Origin of the sequence: Curtobacterium ammoniigenes NBRC 101786 (genome assembly GCF_001571045.1) — a bacterium.
GTDB classification, from domain to species: Bacteria; Actinomycetota; Actinomycetes; order Actinomycetales; family Microbacteriaceae; genus Curtobacterium; species Curtobacterium ammoniigenes.
Genome location: NZ_BCSV01000005.1, coordinates 223,805 through 243,752 on the forward strand (window position 1 = coordinate 223,805; position 19,948 = coordinate 243,752).

Genomic DNA, 19,948 nt, shown 5'->3' on the forward strand with positions numbered 1-19,948 from the left:
TCCCCGTGAATCCCGCACCGCCCGAATCGCCCGCGCCCACTCCGCAGGCATCGCCGATTGACTGGGCGGCGCTCCGCGACGCCGCCACAGCGGCGCTCGTCCACGCGTACGTGCCGTACTCGCGGTTCCCGGTCGGGGCCGCGGCCCTGACCGATGACGGCCGCGTCGTGTCCGGCTGCAACGTCGAGAACGCGTCCTACGGCGTGACGCTCTGCGCGGAATGCTCGCTCGTGTCGCAGCTGCACATGACCGGCGGCGGCACGCTCGTCGCGTTCACCTGCGTTGACGGGGACGGCTCGACACTGATGCCGTGCGGGCGGTGCCGACAGCTGCTCTTCGAACACTCGGCGCCGGGCATGCTCCTGGAGACCCTCTCCGGCATTCGCACCATCGACGAGGTCCTGCCAGACGCGTTCGGGCCGCGCACGCTTCGCACCTACCAGGAGTCGCATTGACCGAGAGCACCCGCACGTCTCCCGCAGATTCCGATGCGGTTCCGACCGCAGAGCCGTTCGACGTCGTCGACCTGATCCGTACCAAGCGGTCAGGTGGGCCGCTGGATTCCGACGCGATCGGCTGGCTGATCGATGCATACACGCGCGGGTACGTCGGCGATGAGCAGATGGCATCGCTCGCGATGGCGATCTTCCTTCGGGGCATGAACCGGCGCGAGATCAGCGATTTCACCCTCGCGATGATCGCCTCGGGGGAGCGGATGTCGTTCGACGGGCTCGGGAAGCCGACGGTCGACAAGCACTCGACCGGCGGCGTCGGCGACAAGATCACGCTGCCACTGGCGCCGCTCGTTGCGTCGTTCGGCGTGGCGGTGCCGCAGCTCTCGGGGCGTGGGCTCGGCCACACCGGCGGGACCCTTGACAAGCTCGAGTCGATCCCCGGCTGGCAGGCGGCGCTCTCGAACGAGCGGATGCGTGCGATCCTGCGCGACGTCGGCGCGGTCGTCTGCGCCGCAGGGAGCGGGCTCGCACCAGCGGACAAGAAGCTCTACGCGCTCCGCGATGTCACGGGCACGGTCGAATGCATCCCGCTGATCGCGTCGAGCATCATGTCGAAGAAGATCGCCGAGGGCACGAGCGCCCTCGTGCTCGACGTGAAGTTCGGGTCGGGCGCGTTCCTCCAGGACATCGAGCAGTCGCGAGCCCTCGCGCGCACGATGGTCGATCTCGGGACGGATGCCGGCGTGGCCACGACCGCGCTGCTCACCGACATGTCGGTTCCCCTCGGCCGGACCATCGGCAACGCCCTCGAGGTCCGTGAGTCGATCGAGGTGCTCGCCGGTGGCGGCCCCGCCGATGTGGTGGATCTCACGATCGCGCTCGCTCGCGAGATGCTCCGCCTCGCTGGGCAGCCGGACGCCGACCCCGAGCGCGCGCTGCGCGATGGGTCCGCGATGGACACGTGGCGGCGGATGATCGTGGCGCAGGGCGGTGATCCGGATGCGGCACTTCCGATGGCGCGCGAGCAGCACGTCGTCGTCGCGGACCGTTCGGGCGTGCTCGCTGAGCAGGACGCGCTCGCGTTCGGGATCGCTGCCTGGAGGCTCGGTGCCGGTCGAGCGCGCGCAGCCGACCGCGTCCAGGCCGGCGCCGGCGTCGAGCTGCACGTGAAGCCCGGTGACCGCGTTGTCGCCGGTTCTCCCCTGTGGACGCTGCACTCCGATGAGCCCAAACGGTTCGATCGCGCGCTTGCGGCGCTCGAGGGCGCGTGGTCGGTCGCCGACACCGCTCCGGAACGCGGACCGCTCGTCGTCGAGCGCATCGGCTGATCGGCGCTGGTCCGGCCGGTAGGCTCGGTTCCGCCAGCGCGGCCGACGCCACAAGCGCCCCGCGAACGCGTTCGATGCGGTCATCTCGACGAAGCGATGCCCGTGACAGGAGGAACCCTCGTGACCAACGATCCCCGCTCCGCGCCCCTGACCCGTACCGAGACCGATTCGCTCGGCTCGCGTGAGGTCCCGGCGAACGCCTATTGGGGGGTGCACACGCTGCGGGCACTCGAGAACTTCCCGATCACCTCGGTGCCGATCTCGGTCTATCCGGATCTGATCGAAGCGCTCGCCACGGTCAAGCAGGCAGCCGCCCGGGCGAACAAGGCCATCGGCGTGCTCGACGCGGAGCGTGCTGACGCGATCGATCAGGCCGCGCAGGAGGTGCGCGACGGCGCACTTCGCGATCAGTTCATCGTGGACATCGTGCAGGGCGGGGCCGGCACGTCGACGAACATGAACACGAACGAAGTGCTCGCCAACCGTGCGCTCGAGATTCTCGGCCGCGAACGCGGCGACTACGCGTTTCTGCACCCCATCGACCACGTCAACCGCAGCCAGTCGACGAACGACACCTATCCGACGTCGATCAAGCTCGCCATGATCTTCGGTGTCCGCCGTCTGATGACCGCCCTGGAAGCGCTCTCGGCAGCCTTCGCCGAGCGCGGCGTCGCCTTCGCGGAGGTGCTCAAGGTGGGGCGGACGCAGCTGCAGGACGCCGTGCCGATGACGCTCGGGCAGGAGTTCACCGGGTTCTCGCACACCATCGCCGAAGACGTCGTGCTCCTCGGCAAGGTCATTCCGCTGCTCGCGGAGATCAACCTGGGCGCCACTGCCATCGGGACGGGTATCACCGCCGACCCGCAGTACCGAACGGAGGTTCGTCGCCAGCTTGCCGAAGCCTCCGGCATCGAGGTCGTCACGGCTCCCGACCTCATCGAAGCCACGAGCGACGCCGGGGTGTTCTTGACCCTGTCCGCGTCGGTCAAGCGCAGCGCGACAAAGCTCTCGAAGATCTGCAACGACCTGCGGCTGCTGTCGTCAGGTCCGCAGGCGGGCCTCGGTGAGATCACGTTGCCGCCGAGGCAGGCGGGGTCGTCGATCATGCCAGGCAAGGTGAACCCGGTCATTCCGGAGGTCGTGAACCAGATCGCGTTCGCGGTCGCCGGAGCGGACACGACGGTCACCATGGCGGCGGAGGGCGGGCAACTGCAGCTCAACGCGTTCGAGCCGATCATCGCGCACTCGATCATGCAGTCGCTGCAGTGGATGGCGCGCGGATGCGACACGCTGCGAGAGCATTGCGTCGCGGGTATCGAGGCGAACGCGGCGAAGCTCGCTGCGCAGGTCGACACGAACGTCGGCGTCGTGACCGCGCTGACCCCGTACATCGGGTACGCCGCGGCGGCATCGATCGCGCACACTGCGCTCACCACGTCCACGCCGATCGCCACGCTGGTCGTCGCCGCTGGCCTCATGGACGAGGCGCAGGTGCATCGGGTGCTGAGCCCGGCACGATTGTCGGGCATCGAACTGGCGACCGGTGCGATCCCGATCGTGACCGAGGAGATGCTCGACGCGCACGCGACGAGGCCGCGGAACGGTTGAGCGGTGCGTGGCGCTCAGCGCCCGACGGAATCGTCCACGTTCCGGCGTGACGCCGCCTCCCGAAGCTCGCGTTCAGCCTCCCGCTCACCGTCGCTGTCCGGCGGGAACCGCCTCGCATCGTGCCGAATCTGCGCGGCGGTCTCCTCGTCCTCGCGCTTCCAGCGAGCAATCGCGGCAAGTCGCTTCGTGTCGCGGAATGGCAGCGGGATCCGTGACACCGCGTCGATGTCGGCGAAGAGCTGCCGCTGACGGATCATCTCCGTGTCGAACTCGCCTCCGACGACGAGCACGAAGTTCGAGACATAGAGGTACGCCAGCAGCAGGATTCCGCCGCCGAGCCACCCGTAGGACCTGGTGGATCCGCCGAGCGTCTGCACATAGGCGGTGAATCCGACCGTGGCGAGCGCCCAGACGATGATCGCGAATGCGGCGCCGGCGGACACCCACCGCCATGCAGGCGGCCGAACGATGGGTGTTGCGGAGTACAGCACTGCGACCATCACGACGAGCACCGCCACGAGGACGGGCCATTTGCCGATGTCCCACACCAGTGCCCAGGCCGACGGCAGGTGCAGCTGACGTTCGCAGATCGATCGTGCGACCGACGGGGTGCCGAAGAGCACCACGAGTGCGATCGCGGTGCCGCCCATGAGCAGCAGCGCGACGCCGACCATACGGGAGCGGAATCTCCAGATCCGGCGGCCCTCCTGGACGTCATAGGCGCTGTCCATCGTGCGGCCGAACGACGTCGCGTACGACGACAGCGACCAGGTGGTGAGCACCAGCCCCAGTGCAAGGCCGACCCACGGGTTCTGCATGTGCAGGAGCTGCTGCAGCGGACCCCGCAGGTGTTCCGCGACCGATTTCCGGAACAGCACGCCGACGACGTCGACCGCGATCGTCAGACCGCCGTCTTTCGAGTGCAGGATCGCGAACGTCGACATCACGGTCAGTGCTGCTGGGAACAGCGCGAGGGTCCCGAAGAATGTCAGTGCACCCGACTCGTCGATCACCCGATGCCGGGCGACGTCGTGGTAGGTGCGCCGGATCGCAGCGCGCACGCCTCGGCGCTGCAGCGCGCGCTCATCCCGCCGCGTCATGGTCTGCACGCTACCGACGGGGCGCCTTCGTGCGCGTGGAGCGTTGTACGCCGAGCGACGGTCGCACCCGCGCAGACGCCTCAGCGAAGGGTCGGATGCTCGGCGTCGTAGCGTCGGAACGACGGCACGACGCGAAGCAGCACGGCCACGAGCGCGATGATCACCAGGCCGCCGAGGATCGGCGGGGCGGCGATCCCCGCCGCGACGACGAGACCCGCGAACAGGCTGCCGAGCCGCGGGCCTCCGGTCACCACGACGACGAAGATGCCCTGGAGGCGCCCCCGCATGCCGTCCGGCGATGCCGCCTGGAGGATCGTCCCGCGGAACACGGAGCTCACGTTGTCCGCGCCTCCGGCGAGCAGCAGGCAGGCGCACGCCAGCGCGACCGCCGGAAGGATCTGGGGAACGAACCCGACGTGTGCTGCACCCCCGAGGAGCCGCGCCGCGGCGATGACGATGCCGAACAGAGCGATGCTCGCGCCGTACGCGCTGATCGCCCAGCCGACCGCCGCGCCCTGCCGGCGAACGTGATGCAGCGGGCCGGAGAACACTCCGGAGAGCAGCGATCCGGCGGCGTAGGCGGCGGTCATCACCCCGACGGTCACGGAGCCGCCGCCCACGACGAGTGCACCGATGGCGGGAAAGAGCACGATCGGCTGCCCGAACGTCATCGCGACGATGTCCAGCACGAACGTCATGGTGATCGTCGGGGCGCCGCGGAGGAACGCGACGCCCTCGACGAACGAACCGATCCCCGGCCGAAGCGCCCCGACCTCGGGTGCCATGCGCGGCAGCGCGAGGATCCCGAGGAATCCGAAGCTGAACAGCACGACGTCGACCGTGTAGGTCGGAGCGAAGCCGACCGCGGCGACGAGCACACCCGCCACTGCTGGCCCGACCGTGACGGCGAGTCCCGCGGAGATCCCGCCGAGCGCGCTCGCCGCTCGAAGCTGATCGGGCCCGACGAGTCGCGGGATAATCGCAGACCGGGACGCGCTCAGCACAGTCCCCGCAACGGTGTTGATCGTCGCGAGCAGATACAGCAGCCCCACCTCGTGCAGGCCGAGCCAGGCGTGCGTGGCGATCATCGCGGTCGATCCCCAGGCGAACAGTGCCGCGATGACGGCGACGTGCCGTCGATCGAACGCGTCGGCGAGCATGCCGCCGTAGAGCCCGGCGACCACCATCGGGATGAGCGCGATGACGGCGACGAGCGACACCGCGAACGTCGACGCCGTGATGGCGTAGACCTCGAGCCCGACCGCGACGGTGGTCATCTGCGTCCCGATGCCCGAGATCGTGCTCCCGATCCAGAGTCGCGCGAACGCGGGGGAGCGGCGGATCGGAGTGATGTCGGCGAAGACGCGAGAGCGCGCGGGCGCGTCAGATTGTGTCACGGTGGAACCATTCTGTCGCCTCTGCGGGCGTTCCGCCGCGTCTGGTTGACTTGCCGCATGACAGACACGAGCAGCAAGCCAGAGATCGACGCGCCCGACGGACCGGCGCCCGCGGACCTCCAGATCGTCGACATCGTCACCGGTGACGGCGCGGAGGCGGAGGCGGGCTCGACCGTCAAGGTGCACTACGTGGGCGTCGAATACGACTCGGGCGAGGAATTCGACTCGTCGTGGAACCGCGGCGAGCCCATCGACTTCCCGCTTGCGGCGCTCGTCCGCGGGTGGCAGGAGGGGATCCCCGGGATGAAGGTGGGCGGACGGCGCAAGCTCGTCGTGCCTCCGGAGCTGGCCTACGGCCCCGCGGGCGGCGGACATTTCCTTTCCGGCAAGACCCTGATCTTCGTCATCGATCTGCTCGGCGTTCGCTGATGACCCCGGTCGTTTCGACCCGCGAGCTCAACGACGGGCACCGTCTGCCGGTCCTCGGACTCGGGACATACGGGCTGAACGGCGACGCGGGAACCGCTGCGGTCGGCGACGCGATCCGGTCGGGCTACCGCCTGCTCGATACCGCGTTGAACTACGGCAACGAGGATGCGGTCGGTCGCGCGGTGCGTGCATCGGATGTGCCCCGTTCCGAGTTCGTGGTCACGTCGAAGCTGCCCGGTCGGCACCACGGCTGGGACGAGGCCCACCGCTCGGTCGAGGAGAGCCTGGCGAACCTCGGCCTCGAGTCGATCGACCTGTACCTCATCCATTGGCCGAACCCGTCCGTTGGCAAGTTCGTCGACACCTGGCGGGCCCTCGTGGACCTGCGCGACAGCGGCGTGGTGCGCTCGATCGGCGTCTCGAACTTCACCGAGGAGCACCTGACGCAAATCATCGACGCGACCGGTGTGGCCCCGGCCGTGAACCAGATCGAGCTGCACCCGTTCTTCCCGCAGGAGGCCATGCGAGCCGTCCACGAGCGGCTCGGCATCGTCACGGAGTCGTGGAGTCCGCTGGCGAAGCGGAGCGAACTCCTGCAGGAGGCGCCGATCCGGTCTGCGGCGGCCGCGCACGGTGTCGAACCTGTCCAGGTGGTGCTCCGTTGGCACGTCCAGCTCGGCGCCGTGCCGGTTCCGAAGTCGGGCGACGCCGGGCGCCAGCGGGAGAACCTCGATGTGTTCGGGTTCACACTGACTGACGACGAGATGTCGGCGATCAGCGGACTCGAGCGGGGTCGGCTCTGGGACGGCGACCCGGACACGCACGAGGAGATGTAGTTCACGATCGTTGCCGAACGGCGGGGAGCGTCCATCGGGGCGCACCCCGCCGTTCCTCTGCGAGCGGTAGGATTGTTCCCCCGTCGAGAAGGGTTCGGTGTGCCAGAACAGAGCGAGATCGACCGGGAGCGACGCATTGTCAGCGAGCTCTTCGCGCGGCTCGACGAGCTGACCGAGCAGGCGCGCGTGCAGCTGGCTGCCACGCGTGCCGAGGCCGTCGGCGGCAACCATCAGAGTCGCAGCGAGCGCGACGCGTATGCGCGGCTGTACGAAGACACCGTCCGAACGCTCCAGCATGTGGGGGATCGCCTGGTCTTCGGGCGACTGGAAGTCGCGGACCCGCCTGACGATGAAGCGCCTTTCCGGTATATCGGCCGGGTCGGCCTCCGCGACGCCGAGCATCGTCCGATGCTGCTCGACTGGCGCGTGCCCGGGGCGAGCGCGTTCTACCAAGCGACCGCCGCGCACCCGATGGGCATGCGGGCGCGCCGGCACCTGACGCTCGACGGTCGGAACGTGGTCGGCATCGACGATGAAGTGTTCGATCCGGACCTCTACGACAGCGACCGCACCCATCTGCAGGGCGAGGCCGCGCTGCTTGCGGCGGTGACGGCCGAGCGCACGGGGCGGATGACCGACATCGTCGCCACCATCCAGGCGGAGCAGGACCGGATCATCCGGTCCGAGCTCGAGGGTGTGCTCATCGTGCAGGGTGGCCCGGGCACGGGCAAGACCGCGGTCGCGTTGCACCGGGCCGCTTTCCTGCTCTACTCCTATCGTGCGCGGCTCCGCGGGTCGGGCATTCTCGTCGTCGGTCCGTCCGACGCCTTCCTGACCTATATCGAGCAGGTGCTGCCGTCGCTCGGCGAGACGGGCGTCGTGATGGCATCGCTCGGCACGCTCTATCCCGGGGTCACCGCGACCGCGCACGACGCGCCGGCGACTGCGGCGGTCAAGGGGTCGGCGGAGATGGCGGATCTGCTTCGCCGCGCGGTGCGGTCACGACAGGTGCCCCCGACCGCTGCGGTCGTCGTCGACGTCGACGGTGAACGGCTCGAGGTTCCGCCCGAGCTCGTCGGAGAGGCCATGCGACGTGCCCAGGATCGCGGCCGACCGCACAATGTCGGCCGAGTGACCTTCAATCGGATCGCGCTCGATGCGCTGACGCGGCTGCTCGCCGAGCGGCTGCGGGAGCGTGGGACGACGATCGACGAGGCCGACGAGAAGGTGCTCCGCGAGGACATCCGGTCCTCGTACGACGTGCGGGTGCTGCTGAACACGGCATGGTTGCCGCTGTCGGCCCAGAAGCTGATCGAGGACCTGTATGCGCGGCCCGCGTGGCTGGCGTCGCTGACGCCACGGTGGTCCCCGGAGCGACGTGCGCTCCTCGCTCGGGCTCGTGGCGAGGCGTTCACGATCGAGGACATCCCGCTGCTCGATGAGGCGGCCGAGCTTCTCGGCGCGTTCGATCCGAGCGGCGGCTCGAAGAAGCGTCTCGCGCGCGCTGCGCACCGTCGCGACCTTGAGAACGCCCGGCAGGCGATCGAGAACATGGGCGTCGAAGGAATTGTCAGCGCCGAGCAGGTCGCCGACGCATTTGCCGAGGGCGGTGACCCGCGGACGACGGCCGAACGTGCCGCGGAGGACCGCGAATGGACCTACGGGCACATCGTCGTCGACGAGGCGCAAGAGCTCTCCCCGATGCAGTGGCGTCTGCTGGCGCGACGCAACCCGCTCCGGTCCTTCACCATCGTCGGCGATATGGCCCAGGGGTCGTCGCCGGCTGCGGCTCGCACCTGGGACGACGTGCTCGGCGCGCTTGCGCGGCGCCGTCCGCACGGCGCGGGTGGGGCGGTGCCGCACCGGATCGAGCGGCTCACGGTGAACTACCGCACGCCGCGGCAGATCGTCGACGCCGCGGCCTCGTTCGCGAAGGCCTCCGGGTTGCAGGTCACGCGGACCGACGCGGTTCGCGACGGCGACGAGGTGGAGCGCGTGGGTCGCGGCGCGGATCTGCTTCGGACCGTCGAGGAGGTCGTGCGCGCGGAACGAGCGCGAATCGGGTCCGGCACGATCGGTGTGATCGTCCCGGAAGGGCTGGTCGCGTCTGCACGCGCTGCACTCGCGCCGTCGGGCGACGTCCGGTCGGTCGACGCGCCCCGGCCGGGCGCGACCACGGTGCTGACCGGTGCGGCGGCGAAGGGACTCGAGTTCGACGGCGTGGTGCTCGTCGACCCGAGCGGAGTGGGAGCCGATGCTGCTCGCGCCGCTGCGGCCGTGTACGTGGCGATGACCCGACCGACGCGACGACTCGTGATCGTCGACTGAGTCTGCGTCGCGGGCGCGTGTACCCCGGAGAGGTCCTACCGCTCCTGCCCGTGAGCCGACATGCTCGCTGTTGGCGGTCGCGTGAGCGCCGGAGAGGCGAGGCGTGGTCGAGGTGCGTGAGGACCCCGGGGTGGGCCGGGTCGCGTTCGACGACCTCGGGCGCCGGCTTGCGGGGGAGGGTGCGATGGCGCTGTGCCTCGCTGCACAGCGCCGTGCGCCGGAGCGATCACCGCTGGCCGCGCTGTTCGGCAGTCATGTCCTCACGCTGGAGGCTCGTGCCTGGTACCTGACCGCGCTGGCCGAACGGACATCCGGTCGCGTCCTGGAGTCGCTCGACGCGGAGTACGTGGTCCTGCACAGCCTTCCGGATACTCCGGACCGAGTGCCGATGCCGGGTTCCGGACTCGCGCACGTCGTCGTCGGTCCGATGGGCGTGCTCGTGGTGTCGACGAAGCGCTGCCCGGATCAGCGTGTTGTCGCCTCGGTGGGCTCTCGTCACGCCGCAGATGTGGCGGCGATGACCGTGGACGCACGTGCCGCTGCCACGCGGGTCGCGGCGATGCTCGCGATGCGGAGAATGCCGGCGGTACCGGTGACGCCGGTCGTCGCGGCTGTCGGCGCGATTCAGGTCGCTGTCGAGGTAGGGGCCGTCCCGCATGCGCTGGTGACCGACGTTCGGCGGCTCGCGCGGGAGGTCGCCGCGATGCCCGCGGTCCTCGACCATGAGGCGGCGTGGCGGACGGCCACGGTCCTCCGGTCGGCGTCGGCGTGGTCCGACGAGATGCCGGATGGCGACGGGTCGGTTGCCGCAGCCTTCGCGGTGCTGGACCGGTCGGTGCGCGCGGCCCGTCTGGCGCGAGTGGCGTGGGCTCTGGCGCTCTGCGGTGGGATCGCGGTCGCTGCGGTGCTCGTCGCGGAGGCGGTGCCCGGCTTGCTCTGACCGGTGTCGGATGCGAGTGTCGCGCTCTGCTAGGCTCCTTTGGTTGCCGTCCAACGGCCGCGGAGAGAGAGCGCCCGCACATCCGGTGCGGAGCACCGCGCAACAGCGTCCCAGACCTGGGGCAGAAAGGGGATCACCTATGGCACTCGATGCAGACGTCAAGAAGGCGATCATCGACGAGTACGCGACCCACCCGGGCGACACGGGATCCCCCGAGGTCCAGGTGGCCGTGCTCACGCAGCGCATCAAGGACCTCACCGAGCACCTCAAGGAGCACAAGCACGACCACCACTCGCGTCGTGGTCTGCTGCTCCTCGTCGGTCAGCGTCGTCGACTCCTCGGCTACCTCGCCGATGTCGACATCAACCGCTACCGTTCGCTCATCGAGCGCCTCGGCCTGCGTCGATAAGTCCGGTTCGTCCGGCCACGGTCGACGATCGAAGTACCTCCCGACCGGGAGGGTCCGGTCTTGACTCGAACGCCCCGTCACCTTCGGGTGGTGGGGCGTTCGTCGTTCTCGGGGAATGCCGACGTGTGGTGGGCGGTTCATCGTGATACATGCAAACGCATGGACTAGCGGCGTCGTGATCATGCCGCGGTCGAACGCAGAAGAGGTGCACGCATGACCACGATCGCCGTCGTCTCCGCCGGGCTGTCGCAGCCCTCGTCCTCGCGTCGGCTCGCCGACCGCCTGGCAGATGCGGCCGCCGTCGCCCTCGATCGCGCCGACCGGGCGGGAGGCGCGTCCCGCCGCATCGACATCGACCTGCGTCCCCTTGCGCATGACATCGTGGAGGCCCTGCTGACCGGGCGATTCGGGCCGGAGCTCGAGCGTGCCGTCCGCGAGGTTCAGTCCGCAGATGCCCTGGTCTTTGTGACCCCCGTCTTCAGCGCTGGAATCTCCGGCGTCGCCAAGTCGTTCCTCGATGTGCTCCCGCCCGATGCGGTGCACGACCTCCCGACGCTGCTCGGCGCGACCGGCGGATCCGCCCGACACTCCCTGGCGCTCGAGCAGAGCATCCGGCCGGTCTTTGCGTATCTCCGTGCGAGTGTCGCACCGACGGCGGTCTTCGTGGCGCCTGAGGACTGGTCGTCAGCCGGCGCGGCGCCGCTGGAGGCCCGCATCCGTCGAGCGGGGGACGATCTCGCCTGGCTGGTCGGCGCCTCCCGTCGGTCCCGAGCAGTGTTGCCTGCGTGGGGCGATGTGGAGGAAGCGAGCATCGACGGGACGCGTGGCGCCGAGGAGGAGGGTGCGATGCCAGGGCATGGCACGTCGGGTGCGACCGAACTCGTCCGGGCGACCGGGGCCTGAACCGGCGAACTCGCGGATACGACGGAATCAGTACCAGTGCGGGTTCTGGCTCATCTCATGCGCCCACGCCGCACAGGGGGAACCGTAGGCGTCCTTGATGTAGGCGAGACCCCAGTCGATCTGCGTGTTCTGATTCGTGCGCCAGTCCGCGCCGGCCGTCGCCATCTTGCTCGCCGGGAGCGCCTGCGGGATGCCGTACGCGCCACTGGACACGTTGAGCGCGTCAGCGCGCCATCCGGATTCCTGCGTCCACAGTTGCCGAAGGCACGTGAACTGGTCCGACCCCCAGCCGTAGGCGCCGATCGCGCTGGCGGCGTAGGCCTGCGCCGCGGCCGGATTGACGGTCACGCCGACGGTGGACGGCGCGCCGCTGCTCGATGACGAGCCTCCGCTCGAAGTCGTCGAGGTCTGCTGCTGCTGCTGCTGCTGTTGTTGCTGCTGTTGCCGTTGGCGGGCGGCAGCCTCCTGTTCGGCGGCGCGGCGCGCGGCCGCCTGCTGCGCGGCGACCTGGGCCGCAACCTGGACACCGATCTGGTATTGCCGTGCCGTCTCCGCAGTCACGTTCTGGAGGGTCGCCAGCTGCGCGTACATCGTGGTCGCGTGCGATTGTGTCGTCGCGACGGCGGCATTCGCCGTGGCCACCGCCGCGTCTGCTGCCTGCGACTTCTGCTCCGCGATACCGGCGAGGCGGCTGCGCTCCGCTTCGGCCCGTGCCGCCTGCTCGTGCAATGCCGCCGCGGTGTTCGCCGCGACGCTCGCGTCGCTCATCACGCCCGCCCACGTGCTCGACAGCTGGCTCAGCGTGCCGAGCTGGTAGAGCAACTGGTTCGGGTCCTTCGATGCGGCGAGCTGTGTCGTCACAGAGTTGCCGGCGCCGTCGCGGTACAGGTTGGCGGCGAGCTGTCCTGCGCGCTCCTGCGCGCGAGCCGCCGTCGCGGCGGCGGCGGTTGCCTGCGCGTCCAGGTTGGATGCCGTCTGGTCGGCTGCTGCGAGCGCTGCCTCAGCCTGATTCTTCTGCGCACTCGCCACGAGGGCCGCCTGCGACTTCGCCGCGGCATCGGCCTGGTCCGCCTGGAGCGCCGCCTGGATCGTCTGCACCTCGGCCTGCTTGGCGGCCTGGTTCGCCTGTGCTGCCTGGACGTCGGCCCACGTCGGATAGGTGGTCGCCTGCGCCGCGCTCGGGACGGCGACCGCGGCACCGACTGCCAGGAGCGCGGCCGTGATCGCGGCGGCAGGCATGCGCAAACGTCGGGCTGCCGGCCAGCGTCGGCCTCCGCGCAGGGTCAGGCTGGTACTGCTCGGCATAGCATCCAGGGTAATGACCGCAGCACGCATCTCCGCGCGCCATGCCGAACCGCCACCCCCTCGATGACAGCACGAATGCTAGACTCTCGACAGTCCGGAGCATATCCGGGCTGGAATCATCCCATCCGGAGCAGGCTGGCACGACGCTGGTCATCGGTGGTGGCGAGCGGGTTCGAGCGACCCGAGCACTTCTACTGCTGACCAGGCATGCGTCCCGCATCCTTACGGGCCCGCGTGTGCACCAACGTGCCCCTCTCGCCGCCTGCGCATGACGACGGAGCGTTTCGACCTCCGCCGACGAAAAGGAGGCGCCCTTTTGGAGGGTCCCGAAATCAAGTTCGCCGAAGCGATCATCGACAATGGTCGGTTCGGCAAGCGCACCGTCCGGTTCGAAACCGGCCGGCTCGCGCAGCAGGCCCAGGGTGCGGTCGCCGCATACCTGGACGACGAAACCATGCTTCTGTCGGCCACGTCCGCGGGCAAGCACCCGCGCGAGGGCTTCGACTTCTTCCCGCTGACCGTCGACGTCGAAGAGCGTTCGTACGCAGCGGGCAAGATCCCCGGTTCGTTCTTCCGCCGTGAAGGTCGCCCCTCGACCGAGGCCATCCTGGTGTGCCGTCTCATCGACCGGCCGCTCCGCCCGTCGTTCGTGGACGGCCTCCGCAACGAGGTCCAGATCGTCATCACCGTCCTGAGCATCGCTCCGGATGAGTTCTATGACGCGCTCGCCATCAACGCTGCCTCCGCGTCGACGCAGATCTCCGGACTGCCGTTCTCCGGGCCGATCGCGGGCGTTCGCCTCGCGCTCATGCCGGACAACAACGGTGGCGGCCAGTGGGTCGCGTTCCCCAAGCACTCGCAGCTCGCTGATGCCGTGTTCGACCTGACGGTCGCGGGCCGTGTCGTCACGGACGAGTCGGGCAACGAGGACGTCGCGATCATGATGGTCGAGGCGGAAGCGACCGAGACCGCCTGGGATCACATCCAGGGCGGTGCGATCAAGCCGGACGAGGCCGTCGTCGCCGAGGGGCTGGAGGCGGCCAAGCCGTTCCTCAAGGTCCTCGTCGAGGCGCAGGCGAAGATGGCCGCGCAATCGGCCAAGGAGATCCAGGACTACCCGGTGTTCCCGGCGTATTCCGACGAGCTTTACGCGGCCGTCGAGGCGCTTGCGCTCGACGAGCTCTCGGGCGTCTACAAGATCGCCGACAAGCTCGAGCGCCAGAACGCCGACGACGCGCTCAAGGACCGGGTCAAGAAGGCGATCGCTGACAAGGCAGCGTCCGGGGAGCTTCCCGCCGACGCCGAGTCGCAGGTGAGCGCGGCGTACAAGTCCGTCACGAAGAAGGTCGTCCGCGGCCGGATCCTCACCGAGCAGGTCCGCATCGACGGCCGTGGGCTGGCGGACATCCGTCCGCTCGATGCCGAGGTTGCGGTCATCCCGCGCGTGCACGGTTCCGCCATCTTCCAGCGCGGTGAGACGCAGATCCTGGGCGTGACCACGCTGAACATGCTCAAGATGGAGCAGCAGATCGACTCGCTGTCGCCCGTCATGAAGAAGCGGTACCTCCACCACTACAATTTCCCGCCGTACTCGACCGGTGAGACCGGCCGCGTCGGTTCGCCGAAGCGCCGCGAGATCGGGCATGGCTTCCTGGCCGAGCGGGCGCTCGTCCCGGTGCTGCCGTCGCGCGAGGAGTTCCCGTACGCGATCCGTCAGGTCTCGGAGGCCCTCGGCTCGAACGGCTCGACCTCGATGGGCTCGGTCTGCGCGTCCACGCTGTCGCTGCTCAACGCGGGTGTTCCGCTGCGCGCGCCCGTCGCCGGTATCGCGATGGGTCTCGTGTCCGACACCGTCGACGGTCAGACGCGCTATGCGGCGCTGACCGACATCCTCGGCGCTGAAGACGCGCTCGGCGACATGGACTTCAAGGTCGCCGGCACGTCCGAGTTCGTGACGGCGATCCAGCTCGACACGAAGCTGGACGGCATCCCGTCGACCGTGCTCGACGCCGCGCTGAAGCAGGCGAAGGAGGCGCGCACCGCCATCCTCAGTGTGCTCACCGAGGCCATCGACGCTCCGGACGAGATGGCGGAAACGGCACCGCGCATCATCTCGGTGCAGATCCCCGTCGACAAGATCGGCGAGCTGATCGGCCCGAAGGGCAAGACGATCAACGGGATCCAGGACGAGACCGGCGCGGAGATCTCGATCGAGGACGACGGAACCGTCTACATCGGTGCGGTCGACGGTCCTTCGGCTGAGGCAGCTCGCGCACAGGTCAACGCGATCGCCAACCCGACGAACCCCGAGGTCGGCGACCAGTTCCTCGGAACCGTCGTCAAGATCGCGACGTTCGGCGCATTCGTCTCGCTGCTGCCCGGCCGCGACGGGCTCCTGCACGTGTCGGAGATCCGCAAGCTCGCCGGTGGCAAGCGTGTCGAGAACGTCGAGGACGTCGTCGGGGTCGGCCAGAAGGTGCTTGTGGAGGTCACGAAGGTGGACGACCGCGGCAAGCTGTCGCTCGCGCCGGTGATCGCCGAGGACGCTGACACGGACTCGTCGGGCGCGACGCCTGAGACCGTCGACGCAACCGTCTGAGGCTGCTGACGACAACGGCCGCTGCACCATTCGGTGCGGCGGCCGTTGTCGTTGTACGGGGTCGCTTCGGCGAGCGGTGGACTGCCCGGAGCCTGGACTGCCCGGACTGCCCGGAGCCTGCACTGCTCGAGCCTGCGCCACTCGGAGCGGCTTCGGCGGAGCCTGCCCGCACTCCCCGGAGCCTGCCGTGCTCGGACTGCGAGGGAGGCGGGTCGAGCCGGACTATGCGGCGAGGACGCGGTTCGCGACGCGGTTGAGTGCAGCAGTGGCAGCGATCGGGTCGCCCGCATAGGCGCCCATCATTGCGCCGTCGCGTGCGAGGAGGAGCTCGTCGGCTCCATCGCCCGGGAGCGGGTGGCCCGCGGCGCTCAGCAGATCCGCCAGTTGCTCGGTGTACCAGTCGCGATGCGCTGCGACGAGTTCGCGGACTGCATGGCGAGGATCGTGATATTCGGCAGCGGCGTTGAGAAACGCGCAACCGCGGAAGCGCGCGCGATTCGTTGACGCGACGACCGCCGCGACCCAATCCCGGATCGCGGACGCGGGCGTCCCGGCATCGTTGCGAATAGCGCTCATGGTCGTTGACGCCGCCTCGTGCTCGGCGCGCATGTAGGCGAGGATCAGGTTGTCCTTCGAGCCATAGTGCTTGTAGAAGGTCGCCTTCGTGACGCTCGCCTCGGCGATCAGCCGGTCGACGCCGACGGCGTGGATTCCCTCTTCGTAGAAGAGCCGCGACGCCGTCTCGAGAATGCGCGCTTTCGCCCCTGGTCGTGCACCGGTGTGCTGTTGGGCTTGCGAGTCAAGGAGACGCTGGACGGTCGGTTGGGGGGAATCGACCGTCACAGCGTGGCTCCTTGGGACTCGTCGGCCGGCGCTCCGGCGGGGGAACCGGGTTCGCGGGACGAAATGTCCCGAGCCGCCGAGACGGATCTAGGGGGGCGTCCGCCTCGGTGACACGACAGTAGCACAGTGAGGACATACAGACAAGTCAGTCTGTCGGCATTTGGTGTCCCCCAGTTTGCGGGAGGTCCGATCGGTCCACAGGGTGAGGCGCCATCCTGAGCCGTCCTCCTGCATGAATCAGTAGGCTCGCCCACGATGAGTCATCCAGTCCCGTTGCCCCTCGACGATCCGGACGCGTCATTCGCGACCTCCGGCGGGACCACCGTCCGTCGCACCGTGCTTCCGTCCGGTGTTCGCGTTCTCAGCGAGCATGTGCCCGCAGCGAGCTCCACATCGGTCGGCTACTGGGTCGGGGTCGGGTCTCGAGACGAGCACGAGGAGCAGTTCGGGTCGACGCACTTCCTCGAGCACCTTCTGTTCAAAGGCACCGCCGAACGCTCGGCGCTCGACATCGCGGTCGCGTTCGATTCGGTCGGCGGCGAGCACAATGCTGCGACGGCCAAGGAATACACGTGCTATTACGCCCGGGTCCGCGACGTCGACGTGCCGATGGCGATCGAGGTCATCGGTGACATGGTGACGTCGTCCGTGCTCTCGACCGACGCCTTCGACGTCGAGCGCGGTGTGATCCTGGAAGAACTCGCCATGGCAGCCGACGACCCCGCGGATGTCGCCGGCGAGGCATTCTTCGCCGCGACCTTTGCGGGACATCCGCTCGGTCGCCCCATCGGTGGGACCCCCGAAACCATCAGGCGAACTGCTCGGAGCCAGGTGCTGTCGCACTATCGCGAGCACTACATCCCGAACAGCATCGTTGTGACTGCCGCGGGAGCAGTCGAGCACGATCGGCTCTGCGAGCAGGTCGCCGCCGTCTTCGGCGACGCCCCCGATGCTCGTCCGACTCCTCGACGAAGCGCGCTGCCTGCCGCCGAGCCGGTGGTCTCACGCCTTGAGGTCGTGGCACGGCCGACCGAGCAGGTCAGCATCGTGCGCGGGTCCCAGGGGCTCGATCTCCGCGACGAGCGTCGCCCGGTGCTCAGTGTGCTGAATGCCGTCCTGGGCGGTGGAATGTCCTCGCGGCTGTTCCAAGAAGTCCGGGAGCGGCGCGGCATGGCCTATGCGGTCTCGTCGTTCGCCCCCGCATACATCGACAATGGTGCGTTCGCAATCTACGCGGGCTGTTCCCCGGACAATGTGGCGGGCCTCCTGGCCGTGATCGACGACGAGTGTCGCCGCATGACGGACACCGGGATCACGGAGAGCGAGCTCGCGCGCGCGAAGGGGCAGATCGAGGGGGCGCTCACGCTCTCCCTCGAGGACACCGATGCGCGCATGACGCGCCTCGGTCGCGCGGAACTCGGTGTCGGCGAATTCACGGACCTCGAGACCGCGCTCGGGCGCGTTGACCGCGTCACCGCGGACGACGTCCTCGACCTGGCCCGTGACCTCCTGACGCGCCCGGTCGTCACCGCGGTCGTCGGCGCCGTCGACCGGGCCGGTCTCACTGTTGTCGCCAAGGCCGGGTAGCGCGGTGTCCCACTATCTGTACCTCGTCCGCCACGGCGAGCACCAGGATGCCGAGCACGGGCTTCGCGATGGCACGCTGTCCGAGCGGGGCAAGCGGCAGGCCACGCTCATCGCGGACCGCCTGAGCGGGGTGCCGTTCGACCGCGTGTGCCACTCGCCGCTCGAAGCAGCCACCTCCACGGCGCGCATCATGCGCGACCGCCTACCGGCGATCGAGCCAGAGCCGTCGACCCTGCTCTTCGACTGCATCCCCTCGGGGCCCACCACGGAGATGCCCGAGGTGTACAAGAAGTTCTTCGGCGGCATCACCGAAGAAGAGATCGTGGCGGGTCAAGCCCAAATGGACGACGCCGTGGCGGAATGGTTCACGCCGTCCATGAACGATCGACACGAACTGCTCATCACGCATAACGCGGTCATCGCGTGGTTCGTCCGAGAAGTGTTCCAAGCGCCGGCCTGGCGCTGGATGGGAACGAACGTGGCACACACGAGCCTCACGATCGTGCGCATCCGCTCGGCGAAGCCGCCCGAGCTCGTCACGCTGAACGATCTCGCCCACTTGCCTGTCGAACTCCGCACGGGACTCCCGGTGCCGCAGCCGCTCTGAGGGTCATCGCCCTCCGATCGTCATTCGATACCAGGCGGTGGCATTCGGATTGTCGTTGAACGCATCGACGCGCTCGTACCCGCGACTCCGGTACATGGCACCCGCAGCAACGAGCGCATCGTTGGTGTCGAGCACGATCGACGCGCCTCCCATGGTCTCCGCCGCTGCCTCGACAGCATCCATGATCCGTGTCGCGACTCCCCGCCCCCGCGCATGCGGTTCGACGAAGACGTGCTTCACCTCGAATCGGGGGCCATCCTCGTCGTCCGCGATTCGACGGAGGCCGCCGCATCCGACTGCCACACCGTCAAGCCAGGCGACGACAAACGTGCCGTTCGGTGCCGTGAATGACGCCGAAGGCGTGCGGTTCCTCGCATAGACGCCCTGCGCCGGCGGAAAGGTCGAGGCGCGTTCATCGAGGTATCGCGCGAGCAGCAGATCCGCCTCGGGCGCATCGGACGGCGTCACACGAAGAACGATCGCGGAATCGGACATGATGCGAGCGATCCTACGATGGGATGCATGTCGTCCCTCCCCGTCGCCGTCGTCGGCGCAACCGGTCGGCTGGGCCGACTCGTCACCGACGTTGTCCGTGCCTCCGACGCATTCGAGCTCGTCGCGGAGCTGTCGTCCCGCGACGACGTCCACGTGCCCGGCGCGAATCCGTTCCGCGGCGCGCGCGCCGTCATCGATGTGACGATTCCGGCGCTCAGCCCGGCAATCGTGGAGAACGCGCTCGCTGCCGGCGCGAACGTGCTCGTCGGGACGTCCGGCTGGTCTTCCCCCCGTCTGGCGACGCTGGCGAGAAGCCTCGAGTCCCGGCCCGAGCAGGGTGTGCTCGTCGTTCCGAATTTCTCGATCGGGTCCGTGCTCGCAACGCATCTCGCCCGACTCGCGGCGCCGTGGTTCCCCGCCGCCGAGATCGTCGAGGCGCATCACGCTGGCAAAGTCGACTCGCCGTCGGGCACGGCCATCCGGACGGCTGAGCAGATCGCGGAGGCACGACGAGCGATCGGTCCGGTCGACGCACCCCATGTCGACCAGCGGGCGCGCGGACAGCAGGTCGCCAGCGTCCCGGTGCACTCGCTGCGACTCCCCGGCGTGATCGCACAGCAGGACGTGATGTTGAGCGGTCCCGGAGAGACCCTGACCATTCGGCACGCGACCACCGACGATGCCGCGTACGTTCCCGGCATCCGCGCCGCGCTCGACGCGCTCCCGGAGATGCGTGGTCTCACGGTCGGTCTGGACACCGTGCTCGGGATCGGCTGATC

The 19,948-nt window shown here is 69.0% G+C and carries 18 protein-coding genes; 13 read left to right on the forward strand and 5 right to left on the reverse strand.

The annotated features are described in order from the left end of the window. Positions 1-5: 5 nt before the first annotated feature. The 3 genes from CAM01S_RS12215 to CAM01S_RS12225 all read left to right on the forward strand — a co-directional run bounded on the left by CAM01S_RS12215 (position 6) and on the right by CAM01S_RS12225 (position 3,391). Positions 6-455 (forward strand): cytidine deaminase, encoded by a 450-nt coding sequence (locus tag CAM01S_RS12215; protein WP_066521995.1) that lies wholly within the window; start codon positions 6-8, stop codon positions 453-455. Next, positions 452-1,783 carry a thymidine phosphorylase gene (locus CAM01S_RS12220; RefSeq protein WP_066521996.1) on the forward strand — a complete coding sequence of 444 codons (1,332 nt, stop codon included), beginning with the start codon at positions 452-454 and terminating at the stop codon, positions 1,781-1,783. Before CAM01S_RS12215 ends, CAM01S_RS12220 begins: the two co-directional genes overlap by 4 nt. Positions 1,784-1,879: 96 nt before the next feature. Beyond that, positions 1,880-3,391, forward strand: a complete 1,512-nt coding sequence (locus CAM01S_RS12225; RefSeq protein WP_066521998.1) for an aspartate ammonia-lyase — start codon at positions 1,880-1,882, stop codon at positions 3,389-3,391. A 14-nt stretch (positions 3,392-3,405) separates the two neighbouring features. Here CAM01S_RS12225 and CAM01S_RS12230 read toward each other — a convergent pair whose 3' ends face one another. Further along, positions 3,406-4,491: a YihY/virulence factor BrkB family protein gene (locus CAM01S_RS12230; RefSeq protein ID WP_066522001.1), complete on the reverse strand. Its 1,086-nt coding sequence runs from the start codon at positions 4,489-4,491 to the stop codon at positions 3,406-3,408. A gap of 80 nt (positions 4,492-4,571) precedes the next feature. Beyond that, positions 4,572-5,888 carry an MFS transporter gene (locus tag CAM01S_RS12235; protein WP_066522003.1) on the reverse strand — a complete coding sequence of 439 codons (1,317 nt, stop codon included), beginning with the start codon at positions 5,886-5,888 and terminating at the stop codon, positions 4,572-4,574. A gap of 57 nt (positions 5,889-5,945) precedes the next feature. On the opposite strand from CAM01S_RS12235, the gene CAM01S_RS12240 reads away from it, so the two are divergent. The 6 genes from CAM01S_RS12240 to CAM01S_RS12265 all read left to right on the forward strand — a co-directional run bounded on the left by CAM01S_RS12240 (position 5,946) and on the right by CAM01S_RS12265 (position 11,733). Further along, entirely contained in the window at positions 5,946-6,317 is a 372-nt protein-coding gene (locus CAM01S_RS12240) for an FKBP-type peptidyl-prolyl cis-trans isomerase (RefSeq protein WP_066522005.1), read from the forward strand. Then, positions 6,317-7,153 carry an aldo/keto reductase gene (locus tag CAM01S_RS12245; protein ID WP_066522007.1) on the forward strand — a complete coding sequence of 279 codons (837 nt, stop codon included), beginning with the start codon at positions 6,317-6,319 and terminating at the stop codon, positions 7,151-7,153. Before CAM01S_RS12240 ends, CAM01S_RS12245 begins: the two co-directional genes overlap by 1 nt. 99 nt (positions 7,154-7,252) lie before the next feature. Beyond that, on the forward strand, positions 7,253-9,481 hold the full coding sequence (locus tag CAM01S_RS12250; RefSeq protein WP_083528008.1) for a HelD family protein: 2,229 nt from the start codon (positions 7,253-7,255) through the stop codon (positions 9,479-9,481). 103 nt (positions 9,482-9,584) lie between these two features. Continuing rightward, on the forward strand, positions 9,585-10,421 hold the full coding sequence (locus CAM01S_RS12255) for an NERD domain-containing protein (RefSeq protein WP_066522011.1): 837 nt from the start codon (positions 9,585-9,587) through the stop codon (positions 10,419-10,421). A 139-nt stretch (positions 10,422-10,560) separates the two neighbouring features. Beyond that, on the forward strand, positions 10,561-10,830 hold the full coding sequence (rpsO, locus tag CAM01S_RS12260; RefSeq protein ID WP_066522018.1) for a 30S ribosomal protein S15: 270 nt from the start codon (positions 10,561-10,563) through the stop codon (positions 10,828-10,830). Between the two features lie 213 nt (positions 10,831-11,043). Beyond that, positions 11,044-11,733, forward strand: a complete 690-nt coding sequence (locus tag CAM01S_RS12265; RefSeq protein WP_083528009.1) for a CE1759 family FMN reductase — start codon at positions 11,044-11,046, stop codon at positions 11,731-11,733. 27 nt (positions 11,734-11,760) lie between these two features. Here CAM01S_RS12265 and CAM01S_RS12270 read toward each other — a convergent pair whose 3' ends face one another. Next, on the reverse strand, positions 11,761-13,038 hold the full coding sequence (locus CAM01S_RS12270) for an aggregation-promoting factor C-terminal-like domain-containing protein (RefSeq protein ID WP_157071555.1): 1,278 nt from the start codon (positions 13,036-13,038) through the stop codon (positions 11,761-11,763). Positions 13,039-13,354: 316 nt separating this feature from the next. Between CAM01S_RS12270 and CAM01S_RS12275 the strand changes: the two genes are divergently transcribed. Then, complete coding sequence (locus CAM01S_RS12275) at positions 13,355-15,637, forward strand: polyribonucleotide nucleotidyltransferase (protein WP_066522023.1); 2,283 nt, start codon at positions 13,355-13,357, stop codon at positions 15,635-15,637. Between the two features lie 222 nt (positions 15,638-15,859). Here CAM01S_RS12275 and CAM01S_RS12280 read toward each other — a convergent pair whose 3' ends face one another. Continuing rightward, a complete protein-coding gene (locus CAM01S_RS12280; protein WP_066522025.1) occupies positions 15,860-16,480 on the reverse strand; it encodes a TetR/AcrR family transcriptional regulator in 621 nt (206 codons plus the stop codon). Between the two features lie 255 nt (positions 16,481-16,735). Here CAM01S_RS12280 and CAM01S_RS12285 point away from each other — a divergent pair, with 255 nt between their 5' ends. Then, a complete protein-coding gene (locus tag CAM01S_RS12285) occupies positions 16,736-18,067 on the forward strand; it encodes a M16 family metallopeptidase (protein WP_066522028.1) in 1,332 nt (443 codons plus the stop codon). Between the two features lie 4 nt (positions 18,068-18,071). After that, positions 18,072-18,674 carry a histidine phosphatase family protein gene (locus CAM01S_RS12290; RefSeq protein ID WP_066522040.1) on the forward strand — a complete coding sequence of 201 codons (603 nt, stop codon included), beginning with the start codon at positions 18,072-18,074 and terminating at the stop codon, positions 18,672-18,674. Between the two features lie 3 nt (positions 18,675-18,677). Here the strand turns inward: CAM01S_RS12290 and CAM01S_RS12295 are convergent, their stop codons facing one another. Then, positions 18,678-19,169 carry a GNAT family N-acetyltransferase gene (locus CAM01S_RS12295; protein ID WP_066522046.1) on the reverse strand — a complete coding sequence of 164 codons (492 nt, stop codon included), beginning with the start codon at positions 19,167-19,169 and terminating at the stop codon, positions 18,678-18,680. A gap of 27 nt (positions 19,170-19,196) precedes the next feature. On the opposite strand from CAM01S_RS12295, the gene dapB reads away from it, so the two are divergent. Then, positions 19,197-19,946 (forward strand): 4-hydroxy-tetrahydrodipicolinate reductase, encoded by a 750-nt coding sequence (gene dapB, locus CAM01S_RS12300; protein ID WP_066522054.1) that lies wholly within the window; start codon positions 19,197-19,199, stop codon positions 19,944-19,946. Positions 19,947-19,948: the final 2 nt, after the last annotated feature.